The sequence below is a fragment of the Acinetobacter sp. 24-47-47 genome (genome assembly GCF_057737035.1).
Genome location: NZ_CM173216.1, coordinates 2,091,013 through 2,108,024 on the forward strand (window position 1 = coordinate 2,091,013; position 17,012 = coordinate 2,108,024).

The following is a 17,012-nucleotide window of genomic DNA, read 5'->3' on the forward strand; positions in this document are numbered from 1 at the left end:
CTCCTTATGCTTTTACTGCAGCAACAATTTTTTCTGCGGCATCAGATAAGCCGTTTGCAGAAATTAGTTTAAGACCAGATTCATCAAGTAATTTTGCACCTAGTTCTGCATTATTCCCTTCTAAGCGAACAACAACAGGCACTGTTACATTTACTTCTTGAACCGCTGCAATAATTGCTTCAGCAATCATGTCACAACGCACAATACCACCGAAGATATTGATCAGCACACCTTGTACTGACTGATCCGCTAAAATGATCTTGAATGCTTCAATTACACGCTCTTTGGTTGCGCCACCACCTACATCCAAGAAGTTTGCTGGTTGACCACCATAGAGTTTAATGATGTCCATGGTTGCCATTGCAAGACCTGCTCCATTCACCATACAACCAATATTACCTTCTAAAGCAACATAGTTAAGGTCAAACTCAGATGCCTTGAGCTCACGCTCATTTTCTTGCGATTTATCTCTTAAAACTGAAACTTCTGGCAAACGATATAAAGCATTCGAATCAATACCGACCTTGGCATCAACACACAAAATTTCACCATTTTCACGGACTGACAATGGATTAATTTCAAACAATGCGAAATCATTTTCTACGAACGCTTGATAAGCTGCAGACATAATTTTAACAAATTGATTAATCTGTTTATCTTTCAGCTCTAAAGCAAAAGCGACTTCACGAGCTTGGAAAGGAAGTAAGCCAACCAATGGATCTACTTCAACTTTAATAATTTTTTCTGGAGTTTCTTCAGCGACTTTTTCAATTTCGACACCACCTTCAGTAGAAGCCATGAAAGTAATACGACGTGATGAACGATCAACAACTGCGCCTAAATACAATTCACGCTCAACTGGATAGACATCTTCTGCAACGAGTACACTGTTAACTGGTTGCCCATTTGCATCCGTTTGATATGTAACTAAACGAGTACCAATAATTTGCGAAGCATATTCTTTTGCTTCATCAGCTGACTTAACGACTTTAACGCCGCCAGCTTTTCCACGCCCACCGGCATGTACTTGTGCTTTCATAACAGCGAATTTGCCGCCTAGCTGTTCAAATGCTTTTACTGCTTCCTCTGCATTTGTAGCGATGATGCCTTCCTGAACTGGCATACCATATTTTTTTAACAGCGATTTCGCCTGATACTCGTGTAAATTCATTGTTTTACCTTTTACTACTTTTCACTTTTTATGACACACCAATATTTAAACTTCCTTCGCAATAAATATTGGCATTTATTAAATTTAGTATTCTAGTTTTAGATGATTATTCAAACAAAAACAACCACCAAATGCAAAAAGAGCGGCCTCAGCCGCTCTTTTTTGTGTTATTTACGTTTACGCTGAATCGCGTGAATTGCTCGCCCATCTACTGCTAGCGCAGCTTCATGAACTACTTCAGAGAATGTTGGGTGACCAAATGTCATTAATTGAAGATCTTCAACGCTTGATACAAATTCAAGTGCGATCATACCTTGGTGAACGATATCAGACGCAGCAGGTCCAATCACGTGCATACCAAGCAAACGATCCGTTTTAGCGTCAGCAACAAATTTCACGAAACCAGCGTTTTCTCCTGCTGCCATCGCACGACCATTCGCTGCGAAACCAAATTGACCTGTTTTAACTTCGTGACCTTTTTCTTTCGCTTGTTCTTCTGTTAAACCAACCCACGCCGCTTCAGGGTGTGTATAGATCACAGAAATAATCGTGTCATAGTTCACTTGAGCTGCGTGACCATGAATACGTTCAACAGCCATTACGCCTTCTTCCATTGCTTTATGTGCAAGCATTGGACCACGTACTAAGTCACCAATTGCATATACACCTTCAACAGAAGTTGCACACCAATCATTTACTTCAACCAAACCACGTTCAGTAAGTTTAATGCCAGAATCTTCTGCTAATAAACCTTCTGCATACGCTTTACGACCCACGCAAACGATCAATTTGTCGAAAGTCTGAGTTTTGTCTTCGCCACCTTGAGTGTACTTAACTGTCACTTCACGACCATTGATTTCTGTACCAGCTACTTTTGCGCCAACACGAATATCAAGACCTTGCTTCGTTAATACTTTTTGGTAATCTTTAGCCAAAGCTTTATCAGCCATTGGTAAAAATGCATCCATTGCTTCAAAAACAACAACCTCTGCACCCAAACGACGCCATACTGATCCTAGTTCAAGACCAATGACACCTGCACCAATTACACCTAAACGTTTAGGTACTTCTTGGAATTCAAGCGCACCGGTAGAATCAACGATAAGATCTTGATCTACAGGAGCAACAGGAATATTTACAGGAACAGAACCAGAGGCAAGAATGACATATTTAGGTTCTAAAATTTGAGTTTCACCTTCATGTGGAACAAACTCAACTTTTTTACCAGCTAATAATTTACCTGTACCCTGCAACCATTCAATACCGTTACCTTTCAATAGGCCATCGATACCCATTGTAAGTTGGTTGACGATTTTATCTTTACGAGCAAGTAACTTTTGAAGATCGAATTTCACTTCGCCCGTTGTAATACCATGATCATCTAAATGATGAACAGTATCTTCATAACGATGTGAAGAGTCTAAAAGTGCTTTAGATGGGATACAACCCACGTTCAAGCAAGTACCACCTAAAGATGGTTTTCCTTTATGAATACGCTTTTCAATACATGCAACTTTGAAACCCAGTTGTGCTGCACGAATAGCAGCTTCATAACCACCTGGACCACCGCCGATTACTACTAAATCAAATTGTTGAGACATTCTTCTCTCCAAAAATGGGCCTAGAGGATCGCTCTAAGCCCATGGATTTATTTTTTAGAATTAAAGATCAAGGATAAGTTTAGCTGGTTCTTCTAACAATTCTTTGATTGTTACAAGGAAACCTACTGCTTCTTTACCATCAATTAAACGGTGGTCATAAGAAAGCGCTAAATACATCATTGGTAAGATTTCAACTTGACCATTTACCGCCATTGGACGCTCTTGGATTTTATGCATACCCAAAATTGCAGTTTGTGGCGTATTTAAAATTGGTGTTGAAAGCAATGAACCGAAAGTACCACCATTAGTGATCGTGAATGTACCACCTGTCATATCTTCAATGCCGAGCTTACCATCACGTGCTTTGAATGCGTAATCACGAATACCATTTTCTACTTCAGCATAGTTCATGCGATCAGTATCACGTAATACTGGAACTACTAAACCACGGTCAGAAGATACCGCTACACCGATGTCATAGTAACCGTGATAAACGATATCATCACCATCAATTGAAGCATTTACAGCTGGGTAGCGTTTAAGTGCTTCAGTTGCAGCTTTAACAAAGAATGACATAAAGCCTAAACGAGCACCATGACGCTTTTCAAAAGCATCTTTGTACTGAGCGCGCATGTCCATGATTGGCTTCATGTTGACTTCGTTGAACGTCGTTAACATTGCTGTTTCTTGCGTTGCAGCAAGTAAACGCTCAGCCACACGCTTACGAAGACGTGTCATAGGAACACGTTTTTCAATACGCTCACCTACAGCTACGCTTAATGGTGCAGCAGCAGGTTTAGATTGGTGATTCGCCACATCTTCTTTAGTGATACGGCCACCACGACCTGTACCTGAAACTTCTGATGCATTGATACCAGTTTCAGTTAATGCCTTACGAACAGCTGGAGCTTGGTCTTGAACAGGAGCTTGAGCACGTTCAACAACCGGAGCAGCACCCGCTTCTGTAGCAGCCGCAGCTTGTTCAACTTTCTCTTCAGATTGAACAGCTTGAGTTTGAGAAGCACCAGAAACAGCACCTGCTTCAAATGTAGCAATTACTTCATCAGAAAGAACTGTGTCGCCTTCGCCTTTAATGATATTTGCAATCGTACCATCTGCAGGAGCAACAACTTCAAGTACAACTTTATCCGTTTCGATATCACAGATCACTTCATCACGTGATACCGCTTCACCTGGTTGTTTGTGCCAAGTTGCAATTGTTCCGTCTGCAACTGACTCTGGGAATACCGGTGCTTTAATTTCGGTTGCCATTCTTAAGATTCTCCTGATTATTCTGCTACGATCGCAAGCGCTTCGTTAACGAGTTGTGCTTGTTGTTTTGCATGTAAATATGGTGAGCCACAAGCCGGTGCAGCAGATGCTTCACGTCCTGCATAGCTGATTTGAATTTTTTGACCTGACTTCATAACACCTTCGTATAAACGTGGTGCGATGAATAACCATGCGCCTTGGTTCTTCGGTTCTTCTTGCGCCCAAACAAGCTCTTTCATATTTGGATATTGTGCAAGTACTTCCGCTAAACGTGCTTCTGGATATGGGTACAATTGTTCAACACGAACAATAGCAGTGTTGTTCAATTCATTTTCACGACGTTTTTCAAGTAAATCGTAATAAACCTTACCACCGCAAAGCACTACACGAGTCACATCCAACTTATTAATGTTATCAACTTCATCAATCACAGTTTGGAAAGTTCCGTTCGCCAATTCATCAAGATTAGATACCGCTAATTTGTGACGTAATAATGACTTTGGAGACATGATAATCATTGGTTTACGAATTGGGCGAATCGCCTGACGACGTAAAGCATGGAAAATCTGTGCAGGAGTTGTAGGCGTCATCACTTGCATGTTTTCTTCAGCACATAGCTGTAAGAAACGCTCTAAACGTGCAGATGAGTGTTCTGGGCCTTGACCTTCAAAACCATGTGGAAGAAGCATCGTTAAACCACAAACGCGCTCCCACTTTGTCTCACCAGAAGCAATGAATTGGTCAATAACAACTTGAGCACAGTTCGCGAAGTCACCAAATTGTGCTTCCCAAATAATTAAGCTCTTAGGTAGAGTTGTTGCATAACCATATTCGAATGCCAATACTGCCATTTCAGACAATAATGAGTCATAAATCGCTGTACGCGGTTGATTTTCTTTAATATGGCAAAGTGGAATATACGTCGAACCGTCTACTTGGTTATGAAGCTTCGCATGACGATGCGAGAATGTACCACGACCAACATCTTCACCAGTTAAACGAACAAGATAACCCTCGTCCAATAACGAAGCATAAGCTAGAGTCTCAGCTGCACCCCAGTTCAATGGCATTTCACCAGTTTGCATTTTAAGACGATCATCGATCACCTTAGAAACTTGACGCTGCATCACGAAGCCTTCAGGAAGCTCACGCATTTTGCGACCAAGTTCTTTTAAACGCTCTTCAGGGAAAGTAGTATCCCAAACGTCAGTGTATTCGTGACCTAAGTATGGCGTCCAGTCAACGAACATTTTTTTATTCGGTTCAAGTACAAGTGCATTAGCAACATGTTTACCTGCTTCTAAATCAGCACGGTAATCTTCGATCATCTGATCTGCAGTCGCACGATCAATTACACCTTCTTGTACTAATTTGTCAGCATATAATGCACGAGTCGTCGTTTTCTTATTAATGACTTGATACATCATTGGCTGAGTTGCTGCTGGCTCATCTGCTTCATTGTGACCGCGACGACGGTAACAGAACATATCGATAACAACGTCTTTACGGAAAGTATGACGGAAATCATGTGCAAGTTGAGCAACAAACAATACAGCTTCAGGATCATCACCATTCACATGGAAGATTGGTGCCTGAATCATTTTCGCGATATCAGTACAGTATTCAGTAGAACGTGCATCACGTGGATCTGATGTTGTAAAACCAACTTGGTTATTGACAACAATATGAACTGTACCACCTACCGTATAACCACGTGTTTGTGACATTTGGAAGGTTTCTTGGTTCACACCTTGACCAGCAAATGCAGCATCACCATGTACGATTACTGGTAATACATCATCACCACCAATGTCTTTACGACGAACTTGACGAGCACGTACTGAACCTTCAACTACAGGCCCTACGATTTCTAAGTGTGATGGGTTAAATGCCAATGCCAAATGAACTTCGCCACCTGGAGTCATTACGTTTGACGAGAAACCTTGGTGATACTTAACGTCACCAGAACCTTTCTTGTGAAGTGATTTACCTTCAAATTCACCGAAAAGATCTGCTGGGTTTTTACCCATGATATTGACAAGCAAGTTGAGACGACCACGGTGTGGCATACCGATCACAACTTCTTTACATCCCACAGAACCTGCGCGTTGAATAACAGCATCAACCATCGGAATGAAAGATTCACCGCCTTCCACACCAAAGCGCTTAGCACCAACATACTTATTGCCTAAGTATTTCTCTAAGCCTTCAGCTGCAGTTAAACGTTCAAGAACATGTTTCTTTTGTTCTGCTGAAAAACCAAATTGACCTTTCACACCTTCAAGACGTTGTTGAATCCAACGTTTCTCTTTAGTGTCAACAATGTGCATATATTCAACACCAATAGAAGCGCAATACGTCGCCTCCATCGCATTGACCATTTCACCTAAAGTTGCTTCAGTTTTGCCAATTGCAAGATTACCTGTATTGAATACAGTATCTAAGTCAGATTTGGTTAAACCATGAGCCGCTAGATCAAGATCAGGCACTTCTTCTCGTTTTGCCAAACCTAATGGATCTAATTTTGCTTTTTGATGACCGCGGTTACGGTATGCAGCGATTAATTGTAATACGCCAATCTGACGACGCTCGTGCTCAGAACTAACTGAACTTTGAACGACAGGCTGAATACGGTTTGAGTTACGACCCAATAAAAGGAATTGCTCACGTACATTGCTGTGTGGTTGATCCCCTTTTGGGAACTTACCAAAGTATTCTTGCCAATCAGCACCGACTGATTCTGGAGCAACTAAATACTGCTCATAAAGTTCTTCAATATACGCTGCACTGTCAGCGGAAAGTTCAGTGTCAAGACGCAATGCGTCAGCAACTTCTTGCATTTGTGGACCCATTTCCTATTGCAAAACATTACAGGGAGCTTTCTAAGCTCGCCCATGATTGATAATGCCAAATCGGTAAATTGACATTCACCCATCTGGTACAAAAGACCATGGGGCGTATAGCATTAGAGAGTTTCTAATACCAATGACGAATCATAACGCCCTCATTGGCATCATCACTCATCTTTATACTCGATAAAATTACCGAGCAATTTTTGCAAATTGACTTAGAAAAAAATAAAAATATTAGTCTTTTCTAAAGCAACTTTTCAATTTCATTATCCCTGCTTTCAGCTTAACACCAAACCACCAAAATGTTGATTTAATGTACAGATTGAATAATATTCATGCTAAAAATTTTGTTCAAATCCTACCATGAACTTCACTTCAAACTGATTTTATTGACACATACCATTCATAAATTAGCTAAATACAACTATAAACCATTGAGATAATATAAGGTGCATTTAGATAAATTCTATTAAAATTCATAATTATTAGACTAAAGCCTAAAATTATAGATTTAAATACATGCAACTTGGATCATAAAACCGATATCTTAACATTTTAAAAAGATATTTGCAGATGCAAAACGTTTTCATTTATCCCTAAAGTGCATATTTTTTTATGATTGGGGCAAATCTAACCACTTCAACCAAAATATCTCGAAAACTAAATTTAACATCAAGTTTTGATTAAAAAAAAAGCACACCTAAGTGTGCTTTTTTTTGGAACAGCATTATCCAGCTTGATCTAACAACATGCTACGAATGTGACCAATCGCTTTTGTTGGATTTAGACCTTTAGGGCATACTGATACACAGTTCATGATACCTTTACAACGGAATAAACTGAAAGGATCGTCTAAACGAGCCAAACGGTCTTGAGTAGCAGTATCACGCGAATCAATAATGAAACGATATGCATTCAACAATGCTGAAGGACCCAAGAATTTATCAGGGTTCCACCAGAATGATGGGCAAGACGTTGAACAACATGCACAAAGAATACATTCATACAAACCATCAAGATGCTCACGCTCTTCTGGAGATTGTAAACGCTCTTTAGGTGGTGCAGGTTGATTATTAATCAAGAACGGTTGAATTTTGTCATACTGATCATAGAACTGATTCATGTCTACAACCAAGTCTTTGATTACTGGAAGACCTGGTAATGGACGAATAGTAATTACTTCTGGCAAATCGTTTAGGTTCCAAAGACACGCTAAACCATTTTTACCATTGATGTTTACACCATCTGAACCACAAATACCTTCACGGCATGAACGACGGAACGTTAAAGTTTCGTCTTGAACTTTCAATGCAAGTAGCGCATCAAGCAACATACGGTGCTTATCAGTCAACTCAAGCTTGAATGTTTGCATGTACGGTGCTTTATCCTTATCAGGATCGTAGCGGTAGATATTAAATGTACGAGTACCTCTACTCATCTTACTTCTCCCAATTAGAATGTACGTGGTTTAGGTGGAATAGCATCAACTGATAAAGGCTTGTAACGTACTGGCTTGTACTCAAGACGGTTATCAGCAGAGAACCATAAAGTATGCTTCATCCACTCATCATCACGACGGCCGTAAGGATATGCTGGATGATCTGGAGATTCTTCAAAATCTACAACAGTATGCGCACCACGACATTCTTTACGTGCAGCAGCAGAGATTAAGGTTGCTTTTGCAACTTCGTATAAGTTTTCCACTTCAAGTGCTTCAATACGCGCAGTATTAAATACTTTTGATTTGTCTTTTAAGTGGATATTACGGATACGAGGCTCAAGTGCCAGAATCTCTTTCACACCTTTTTCAAGAAGTTCAGTTGTACGGAATACACCTGCATGATCTTGAACGATATCGCGAATTGCATCAGCAACTTCTTGCGCATTCTCACCAGAAGTTGACTCATCTAAGCGACGGATACGCTCGACAGTTTGCTGAAGCACAGTTGTTGGAAGCGGCGCATATTCATCACCGTGATGCTTAGTCACATAGTCAATGATATGTTCGCCAGCAGCTTTACCAAATACAACTAAGTCAAGCAATGAGTTTGTACCTAAACGGTTAGCACCATGTACAGACACACATGAACATTCGCCAATCGCATAGAAACCTTTCACTGGTTTAGTGAAATTGCGATCCGCAGCATTGGTAGAATAAGTATCGCTGTCTTTGTCGTAATGTGCTTCTAGCGGAGTAGTTTCACGCGATTCAGGAACAACAACTTGACCATGAATGTTAGTTGGAATACCACCCATTTGGTAATGGATTGTTGGTACAACAGGAATTGGCTCTTTTGTGATGTCAACGTTCGCGAACTTCTTACCAATCTCAAATACAGATGGAAGACGTTTCATGATCGTATCAGCACCCAAGTGCGTCATATCAAGAAGGATATAATCACCTTTAGGACCACAACCACGGCCTTCTTTGATCTCTTGGTCCATAGAACGTGATACGAAGTCACGTGGTGCCAAGTCTTTCAAAGTTGGAGCATAACGCTCCATAAACGGTTCGCCGTCTTTGTTACGAAGGATTGCACCTTCACCACGACAACCTTCAGTTAACAATACGCCTGCGCCTGCAACACCCGTTGGGTGGAATTGCCAGAATTCCATATCTTGTAATGGAATACCTGCACGAGCAGCCATACCAAGACCATCACCAGTGTTGATATATGCGTTTGTAGATGCGCGGTAAACACGACCAGCACCACCCGTTGCGAACAATGTTGCTTTCGCTTGGAATACTGCAATTTTACCTGTTTCTTGGTCAATTGCTGTAACACCAAGTACATCACCTGCTTCATTACGGATCAAATCAAGCGCGATCCATTCTACGAAGAATTGTGTACCCATTTTCACGTTGCTTTGATAAAGCGTGTGAAGAAGTGCGTGACCTGTACGGTCGGCAGCAGCACAAGCACGAGGAACTGCTTTTTCACCATAGTTCGCAGAGTGACCACCGAATGGACGTTGGTAAATTGTGCCGTCAGCGTTACGATCAAATGGCATACCTAGATGTTCAAGTTCATATACAACTTGTGGCGCTTCACGAGTCATAAACTCAATTGCGTCTTGGTCACCTAACCAGTCAGAACCTTTTACTGTGTCATAGAAATGGTAGTGCCAGTTATCTTCTTGCATGTTACCAAGAGAAGCACCAATACCACCCTGTGCAGCTACAGTGTGAGAACGCGTTGGGAATACTTTAGTCAATACCGCAACTTTCAAACCAGCTTGAGCAAGTTGGTAAGAAGCACGCATACCAGAACCACCACCACCAACGATGACAGCATCGAAAGTTTCGTGTGGAATATTTGTATAATCTTCTTTAGGGTTTATAGCGCCCATGATTGTTTCCTATCAATTCGCCCAAAAAATCTGGATTGCCCAGATCGCATATGCAAATACAGCAATAATAACTGCTGAAGTCAGTACAAGGCGTAAACCTGATGCTGATGGACCCATTTGACGAGTCGTCACATAGTCAGTGAATACTTGCCACATACCAATCCATGCGTGTGCAACAAGAGATAAGACTGCCAATAAAGATAAAATCTTCATCGGTAATGTCATCATAAAGCCGTACCACTGTTCGAAGTTGAAACCACCATTACAAAGGATCCAACCAAACACCACAACAGTATAAACAGCTAAAACTACAGCACTTACACGCTGGATAAACCAATCGCGAGAACCTGAACCCGTTAAACCAGTAGCACTTTTCATTAGAGTACGATCCATACAAATGATGCAACGATACCAATTGCAGATAAAATTAATGCGATTGTTGCTGCTACACGACCACTTTGTAACTCTTCAGCGATACCCATATCAGCAAGCAAATGCTTGATACCTGCGATGAAGTGGTAGATTAAGCCAGCGACAAATACCCATACGATGAAGCGCACGATAAAGCTATCAAAAATAGCTTGAACTTGTGCAAAGCCCTCAGGAGAAGACAATGATTTGTCTAAGATCCATAAAAGAACTGGTACGAGTAAAAATACGATGACACCTGAAAGACGGTGTAAAATAGATGCAATAGCCACAGGGGATTTTAAGTTTACGTCTAAAACTTGACCCATGGACAAATTGACAGGTCTGTTGCTTTTCACAGCGGGCATCCTGTAGTTAAAAACTCCATCCGGAGTTTGTTGGAATTAATTCGAAGGAAAGCTGGCATTTGTTAGACAAATAAATTGTCTAAACCTTTATACGACACGGAATTATAAAACGTGCAATTTCAAATTACAAACCTACGAAGCAGGCGTCAACCATAAAATATTTTTAAATAAGAATCATTTACATCTACTTTCTTACAGTTAAGTCATCTCTCTATTTAAATACAAACACTAAGCCATTAATATTTATATCAATTTATTTTAATTTAGTGTTACTGAACTCAAATGTTCGATTTGTCTTAATTAGACTAAAGCACAACTCACTACAAAAATATATTTTTTTAAGAAATATAATATTTATTTTATTTTTCAAAAACTTAAAGAAAATTAAATCTCAAATAATTTGTACTTTTAAAACTAATTAGAAAAATAAATATTGCTCACATGGTCATTGTTTTTTTATCTAATTGAATTGAGTAATTTCAAATGTAAAAAAGGATAAAAATCATATGCACTTATAAATTAATTACAAAATAAACTTCATTTTCTAATGTTGAGCTCACCACTTAAAATGTAATGAAACATTATAAATTAGACACTTTTTAATCAATTAGTAAATAAAGTGAAAAAAAATATTTCATTGTCATTTTTGGTGTATTTATTCAGTCTATCATCTTAAAAAAACTGACAAATTCTATAAACAATCGCTTTTCACAACCTTTAACATATTGATAAAAGGTATTAATAATCAAGCATTACTTGGTTTAAATCATCAAAATATGCACGTTTTTGTCTTTTTTTTTATGCCACTACCGTTGAAATTGTCTTATTATACGGCGGCGCTAGTGAAAAGCAGATAAATTCCTACTGATTAACTGAGTTTAGAACCAGTCACTTTAGGTCGTCATTTTTATCCATAAGTATAATTGACAATTTTTGACTACTCACTAAGCTTAGAGCAAATTTTGAAACCGTCTAACTCACGGATTACAACAGATTATTTCGGGTTAGATAAAACATTCACCAGGACAGGAGATCTATTGAATGTCTGAAGCAACTGGCAAAAAAGCCGTATTACAGCTTGATGGCAAAGAAATTGAATTACCAATTTACAGCGGCACATTGGGCCCAGATGTAATCGACGTTAAAGATGTATTGGCCGCAGGTCACTTCACTTTTGATCCTGGTTTTATGGCTACAGCGTCTTGCGAGTCTAAAATCACATTTATCGATGGTAATAAAGGTGTTCTATTACACCGTGGTTATCCAATCGACCAACTAGCTACTAAAGCTGATTATTTAGAAACTTGCTACTTATTATTAAATGGTGAGCTTCCTACAGCTGAGCAAAAAGAAGAGTTTGACGCTAAAGTTCGTAACCACACCATGGTTCACGATCAAGTTAGCCGCTTCTATAACGGTTTCCGCCGTGATGCACACCCTATGGCGATTATGGTTGGTGTTGTTGGTGCGTTATCAGCGTTCTATCACAACAACCTTGATATCGAAAATGTTGATCACCGTGAAATTACTGCGATCCGTTTGATTGCTAAAATTCCTACCCTTGCTGCGTGGAGCTACAAGTATACTGTTGGTCAACCATTCGTTTACCCACGTAATGACTTAAGCTATGCAGAAAACTTCTTGTACATGATGTTTGCTACTCCAGCAGATCGTGATTACAAAGTTAACCCTATTCTTGCAAAAGCAATGGATCGTATCTTCACGCTTCATGCTGACCATGAACAAAATGCTTCTACGTCTACAGTACGTTTAGCTGGTTCTACTGGTGCTAATCCGTATGCATGTATCGCTGCTGGTATCTCTGCACTTTGGGGCCCTGCTCACGGTGGTGCAAACGAAGCTGTTCTTAAGATGCTTGATGAAATCGGCTCTGTAGAAAACGTTGCTGGCTTCATGGAAAAAGTGAAGACTAAAGAAGTTAAACTTATGGGCTTCGGTCACCGTGTTTATAAAAACTTCGATCCACGTGCTAAAGTAATGAAAGAAACTTGTGATGAAGTTCTTGGTGCTTTAGGTATCAATGATCCACAGTTAGCTTTAGCAATGGAATTGGAGCGTATCGCACTTTCTGATGAATACTTCATCAAGCGTAACCTTTATCCAAACGTTGACTTCTATTCAGGTATCATCCTTAAAGCGATTGGTATCCCAACAGAAATGTTCACTGTAATCTTCGCACTTGCACGTACTGTTGGTTGGATCAGCCACTGGTTAGAAATGCACAGCGGCCCATACAAGATTGGACGTCCTCGTCAACTTTACACTGGCGAAGTTCAACGCGATATCGTTCGTTAATTCGAACTGCGTCGACAGTCAAAAAACCACCCTTTGGGTGGTTTTTTATTATCTGATTAACAACAAAATATTGTTTTCAGCCCTGATGAAATAGAAACCTCGTATATCTAGAATATCTACAAACAAAAAAAAGCCTGATTAAATCAGGCTTTTTTGATCAGTGTTGTGAATAATCATCCAAATTTAATGAGCTTAACTGCTGTTTTAATTTTGCAAGAGACCATGGCCATGCTGCAAAATTACGACCATTTTCATCCAAATAGTAACTCTTACAGCCCCCTGCATTAAATACAGTGGTTTTAAGATGCTTTTGAACCAATTGATTATGTCGCTTAACAACGTCGTCTTTAATCACAAGCTTGTTAATATTTTGCTTTTTGATCTTTAGTAGGCCATCAAGAATATAATCTAATTGAGCTTCAGCAATACCAATAAATGAGTCATAAACCAGAATATTTGGTCCTAGCACCAAAAATGCATTTGGTACATTGGTAATACTTGCACCTAAATAAGCTTCTGGTGAACTATTTTTCCAGCGATCTGCTAAGAGCTTCCCATCCATATCGTAAATGCGTTTACCAATTGGCGGATGCGATACCTCAAAACCCGTACCCCAAATGATGACATCTACTTCATGACGCTCACCATTGGCCGCAACGACCGTATTCCCATCAATCTCAACCAACCCCTCATTGATTAGTTTCACATTATCTTGTTGCAATGCTGGATAGTAATTGTTGGCAAATAAAAGACGTTTACAGCCAATATCAAAATTTGGTGTGACTTTTTTTCTTAATTCATCATCTTGAATTTGCAACTTCAATAATTGTTTGCTTAAGAAATTCACAGGCTTCAGCACTTTCGGATTACGCAAACCAAAGTTAATGCCATTTAAAATTTGGGCAATACTGCTCCGCCAAGTGGATTGAATAACGGGAAATTTCTGGATCAGTGATTTCGCTTGATCATTCAAATTCATATCAGCTTTTGGCAACACCCAAGGTGCTGTACGCTGAAACACAAAGAGTTCTTTCGCTAATGGCTGAACCTGAGGAATAAATTGAATCGCTGAAGCACCTGTACCAATAACAGCAATACGTTTACCTTTCAGATCGTACTCATGATTCCATCTTGCAGAGTGAAACATTTCCCCCTTGAAACTTTCTATGCCCTTAATTTTTGGAAATGATGGCTCAGTAATCGGTCCCGTTGTAAAGATTACCGTTTTTGCTAGATACTTTCCTTGAGAAGTTTCTAACGACCACTGCGCCTTCTCGTTATCCCAACGTGCTGTTTTTAATTCATGATTAAATTGGATTTTTTCAGTCAGTTGATGCTTCTCAACCACTTCCTCAAGATAACTTAAGATTTCTGGCTGCTTGGCAAACAAATGACTCCATTTGTGACTTGGCGAAAAGGAAAAAGAATATAAGGCTGAAGGAACATCACATCCACATCCTGGATAATTATTATCGCGCCATGTACCACCAACTCGGTTCGCTTTTTCCAGCACAATGTAGTCGCGATATCCTGCCTGATTCATTTTATATGCCGCAGCGATACCGGAAATACCTGCACCAACAACAATCGTGTCATACACCTTTTGTAATTGTTCGACTTTAAGTTCTTTATCTGCGTTATTTTTTTTCTTTACTTTTACTTCTGCTTTTTCAGATTGATCAGCAGTTTGAATTTTTAAATCTGCATTGCTCTCTAATTCGTTATCGAGTGTCATTCTTTTATCTCTCTATTATTTTACAAAACGCTTAAACCATGGATAACCTACACCTAACATTTTGGCATATAAGGTCGGTGAAGCACGCTTCATCAACCAAAATAATTTCGCGTCTGGTTGTGGAATCGTATAAAGAATGCCTTTATCTAAATTGTTTAAGGTTTTTTGTGCAACTTGATCGCTTGTGACAAATGAATGATTCTGCAATAAATCATCCGCTAAACCCGAGTAATTGGAAGGTAATCGCCCATTCTTCATAATATTAGTAGGTACTAAAGTTGGGCAAAGCACATTCACACGGATATTATCTTGATGTAGTTCTGCAGATAACGTTTCAGATAATGCAAGTACACTAGATTTCGTCACATTATAAGCTGTCATTTCAGGTGCAGCTGTAAATCCTGCTGCTGAAGCAACATTAATAATTGCCCCATAACCTTGTTGTTTAAACTTCGGTACAAAAAAGTGGCAACCATGAATCACGCCCCATAAGTTGACATGCATACACCATTGCCAATCTTCTAGTGTTATCTCATCAAACTTACCACCTAACCCCACGCCAGCATTATTAATAACAAGTGTCACAGGATGATTAAAAAGGTTTTCTGCTTGATTCGCCAATCGCTCAACATCTTCCTTTTTTCCCACATCGCAGGATTCAGCAAATGCTTTTTGCCCTGTGGTCTGAGAAATCAGCTGAACAGTTTCTTCAGCTGCAGCTAAATTAATATCAGCACACACCACTTGACCACCACGTTTTGCAATTTCCAATGCAAAACTGCGTCCAATACCACTTCCAGCACCCGTTACCACAGCATAAGCCTGATGGCTCGGTTTAATTTTATTCTTAAAAAAAAGCATGAACTATCCTTATTCTTATACCTTTAAAGCAGGGATGAATTCCTTCGTAAAGTATGGTGTTAAAATACCATCCACTGGATTTAATAAACGTTCTTTGTAGTACTCTAAAAACGCTGATGTATCATGATCATTCGGATGGAAGTCTGGTTTGAGATATTCGAAAATATGTTTGAGCGAACTGCCATAAACACCATCTTTTAGACCAAAAATCAAACCTACACTTCGGTACATATCTTTGTAATAACTTAAACTGATTAGATTTGATGGCTTACGATAAAATGGCACAATTAATGATGCAGCAGAAATCAGCACTAAAATCGTAATAAGCGCTGGGAAAAAGCCTGCTATTCTTAATGCATAGTTACTTGAAAGAAGTTGGAACACGTCATATGCAATATCTTTATGCTCTGATTCCTCAAGCATATGCCACATCCAAATTGCGCGTTGTTTCTCATCTTGAGATTCGAAGAAAATATGCTCATGATTCATCATGTATTCAGCAAGCACTGCGGTAAAATGCTCAATCCCAGCCATAAGCGATAATTTCATTGGCTGAGGCAACCGATTAAAACCATATTCAAAAACGTGATGCGCCAGAAATCTAAACAATTTGACAGGCAAATCTGCCTTTAAAAAAGCGTCATTTAATTCTTCATGAAGTTTAGAATGTAAAGCTTCTTGCCCAATCAGCGCTGTCACTCTTTGCTTGAGTAATGGATCATGAATAAAGTCACGATGATAACGTGCTGTATCAATAACGAGATCCTCACCATAGGTTAAAAAAATTGAAAGTGAGGCAAAGTAAGCACTTGCTAATTCCGCATTCAAATAAAATTTTGGATCAATCTTTTGATGATCAAAATCAAATTTCATATGACGAATTGGAATAGCTTTTGATTGATTCTCAGGATCAAATTTAGAACCGTTTAGAAATTTAGAAATTTTTTTTAGTGGCTGAGTTAATAACATGGCGAACCTTCTCTTTTATCTCAGTGAATAAATTCAAATAATGTGAATTCTTCGACGTTTCTAAAAAATTAAGATAAAAAGACGAAATAGCCATTTGCATAATAAATC

Annotated in this window: 12 protein-coding genes; 1 reads left to right on the forward strand and 11 read right to left on the reverse strand. The window is 39.3% G+C overall.

Annotated features, from left to right (window positions below):
- Positions 1–4: 4 nt before the first annotated feature.
- From sucC to sdhC, 8 genes are all read right to left on the reverse strand, one after another.
- Positions 5–1,171: an ADP-forming succinate--CoA ligase subunit beta gene (sucC, locus tag AC1M9E_RS09790; RefSeq protein ID WP_481593074.1), complete on the reverse strand. Its 1,167-nt coding sequence runs from the start codon at positions 1,169–1,171 to the stop codon at positions 5–7.
- Positions 1,172–1,338: 167 nt separating this feature from the next.
- On the reverse strand, positions 1,339–2,772 hold the full coding sequence (gene lpdA, locus AC1M9E_RS09795; protein ID WP_035268502.1) for a dihydrolipoyl dehydrogenase: 1,434 nt from the start codon (positions 2,770–2,772) through the stop codon (positions 1,339–1,341).
- A gap of 60 nt (positions 2,773–2,832) precedes the next feature.
- Positions 2,833–4,044 (reverse strand): 2-oxoglutarate dehydrogenase complex dihydrolipoyllysine-residue succinyltransferase, encoded by a 1,212-nt coding sequence (gene odhB, locus AC1M9E_RS09800; protein WP_092766828.1) that lies wholly within the window; start codon positions 4,042–4,044, stop codon positions 2,833–2,835.
- A gap of 17 nt (positions 4,045–4,061) precedes the next feature.
- Positions 4,062–6,884, reverse strand: a complete 2,823-nt coding sequence (locus tag AC1M9E_RS09805) for a 2-oxoglutarate dehydrogenase E1 component (RefSeq protein WP_481591793.1) — start codon at positions 6,882–6,884, stop codon at positions 4,062–4,064.
- A 739-nt stretch (positions 6,885–7,623) separates the two neighbouring features.
- Positions 7,624–8,334 (reverse strand): succinate dehydrogenase iron-sulfur subunit, encoded by a 711-nt coding sequence (locus AC1M9E_RS09810; RefSeq protein ID WP_035268507.1) that lies wholly within the window; start codon positions 8,332–8,334, stop codon positions 7,624–7,626.
- Positions 8,335–8,348: 14 nt separating this feature from the next.
- Positions 8,349–10,247, reverse strand: a complete 1,899-nt coding sequence (gene sdhA, locus AC1M9E_RS09815) for a succinate dehydrogenase flavoprotein subunit (protein ID WP_035268510.1) — start codon at positions 10,245–10,247, stop codon at positions 8,349–8,351.
- A gap of 12 nt (positions 10,248–10,259) precedes the next feature.
- The gene (gene sdhD / locus AC1M9E_RS09820) at positions 10,260–10,625 is read right to left on the reverse strand and encodes a succinate dehydrogenase, hydrophobic membrane anchor protein (protein WP_035268511.1); all 366 of its coding nucleotides are present in this window, start codon (positions 10,623–10,625) and stop codon (positions 10,260–10,262) included.
- Positions 10,625–11,023: a succinate dehydrogenase, cytochrome b556 subunit gene (gene sdhC, locus AC1M9E_RS09825; RefSeq protein WP_179997761.1), complete on the reverse strand. Its 399-nt coding sequence runs from the start codon at positions 11,021–11,023 to the stop codon at positions 10,625–10,627. Before sdhC ends, sdhD begins: the two co-directional genes overlap by 1 nt.
- Positions 11,024–12,064: 1,041 nt before the next feature.
- On the opposite strand from sdhC, the gene gltA reads away from it, so the two are divergent.
- Positions 12,065–13,339: a citrate synthase gene (gene gltA, locus AC1M9E_RS09830; protein WP_035269948.1), complete on the forward strand. Its 1,275-nt coding sequence runs from the start codon at positions 12,065–12,067 to the stop codon at positions 13,337–13,339.
- Positions 13,340–13,496: 157 nt separating this feature from the next.
- On the opposite strand, the gene AC1M9E_RS09835 is transcribed toward gltA, so the two are convergent.
- The 3 genes from AC1M9E_RS09835 to AC1M9E_RS09845 are packed head-to-tail and all read right to left on the reverse strand — an operon-like array spanning position 13,497 to position 16,904.
- On the reverse strand, positions 13,497–15,074 hold the full coding sequence (locus AC1M9E_RS09835; protein ID WP_488224737.1) for a flavin-containing monooxygenase: 1,578 nt from the start codon (positions 15,072–15,074) through the stop codon (positions 13,497–13,499).
- 15 nt (positions 15,075–15,089) lie between these two features.
- Positions 15,090–15,935 carry an SDR family NAD(P)-dependent oxidoreductase gene (locus tag AC1M9E_RS09840; protein WP_488224738.1) on the reverse strand — a complete coding sequence of 282 codons (846 nt, stop codon included), beginning with the start codon at positions 15,933–15,935 and terminating at the stop codon, positions 15,090–15,092.
- Positions 15,936–15,950: 15 nt separating this feature from the next.
- Positions 15,951–16,904 carry a metal-dependent hydrolase gene (locus tag AC1M9E_RS09845; protein WP_488224739.1) on the reverse strand — a complete coding sequence of 318 codons (954 nt, stop codon included), beginning with the start codon at positions 16,902–16,904 and terminating at the stop codon, positions 15,951–15,953.
- Positions 16,905–17,012: the final 108 nt, after the last annotated feature.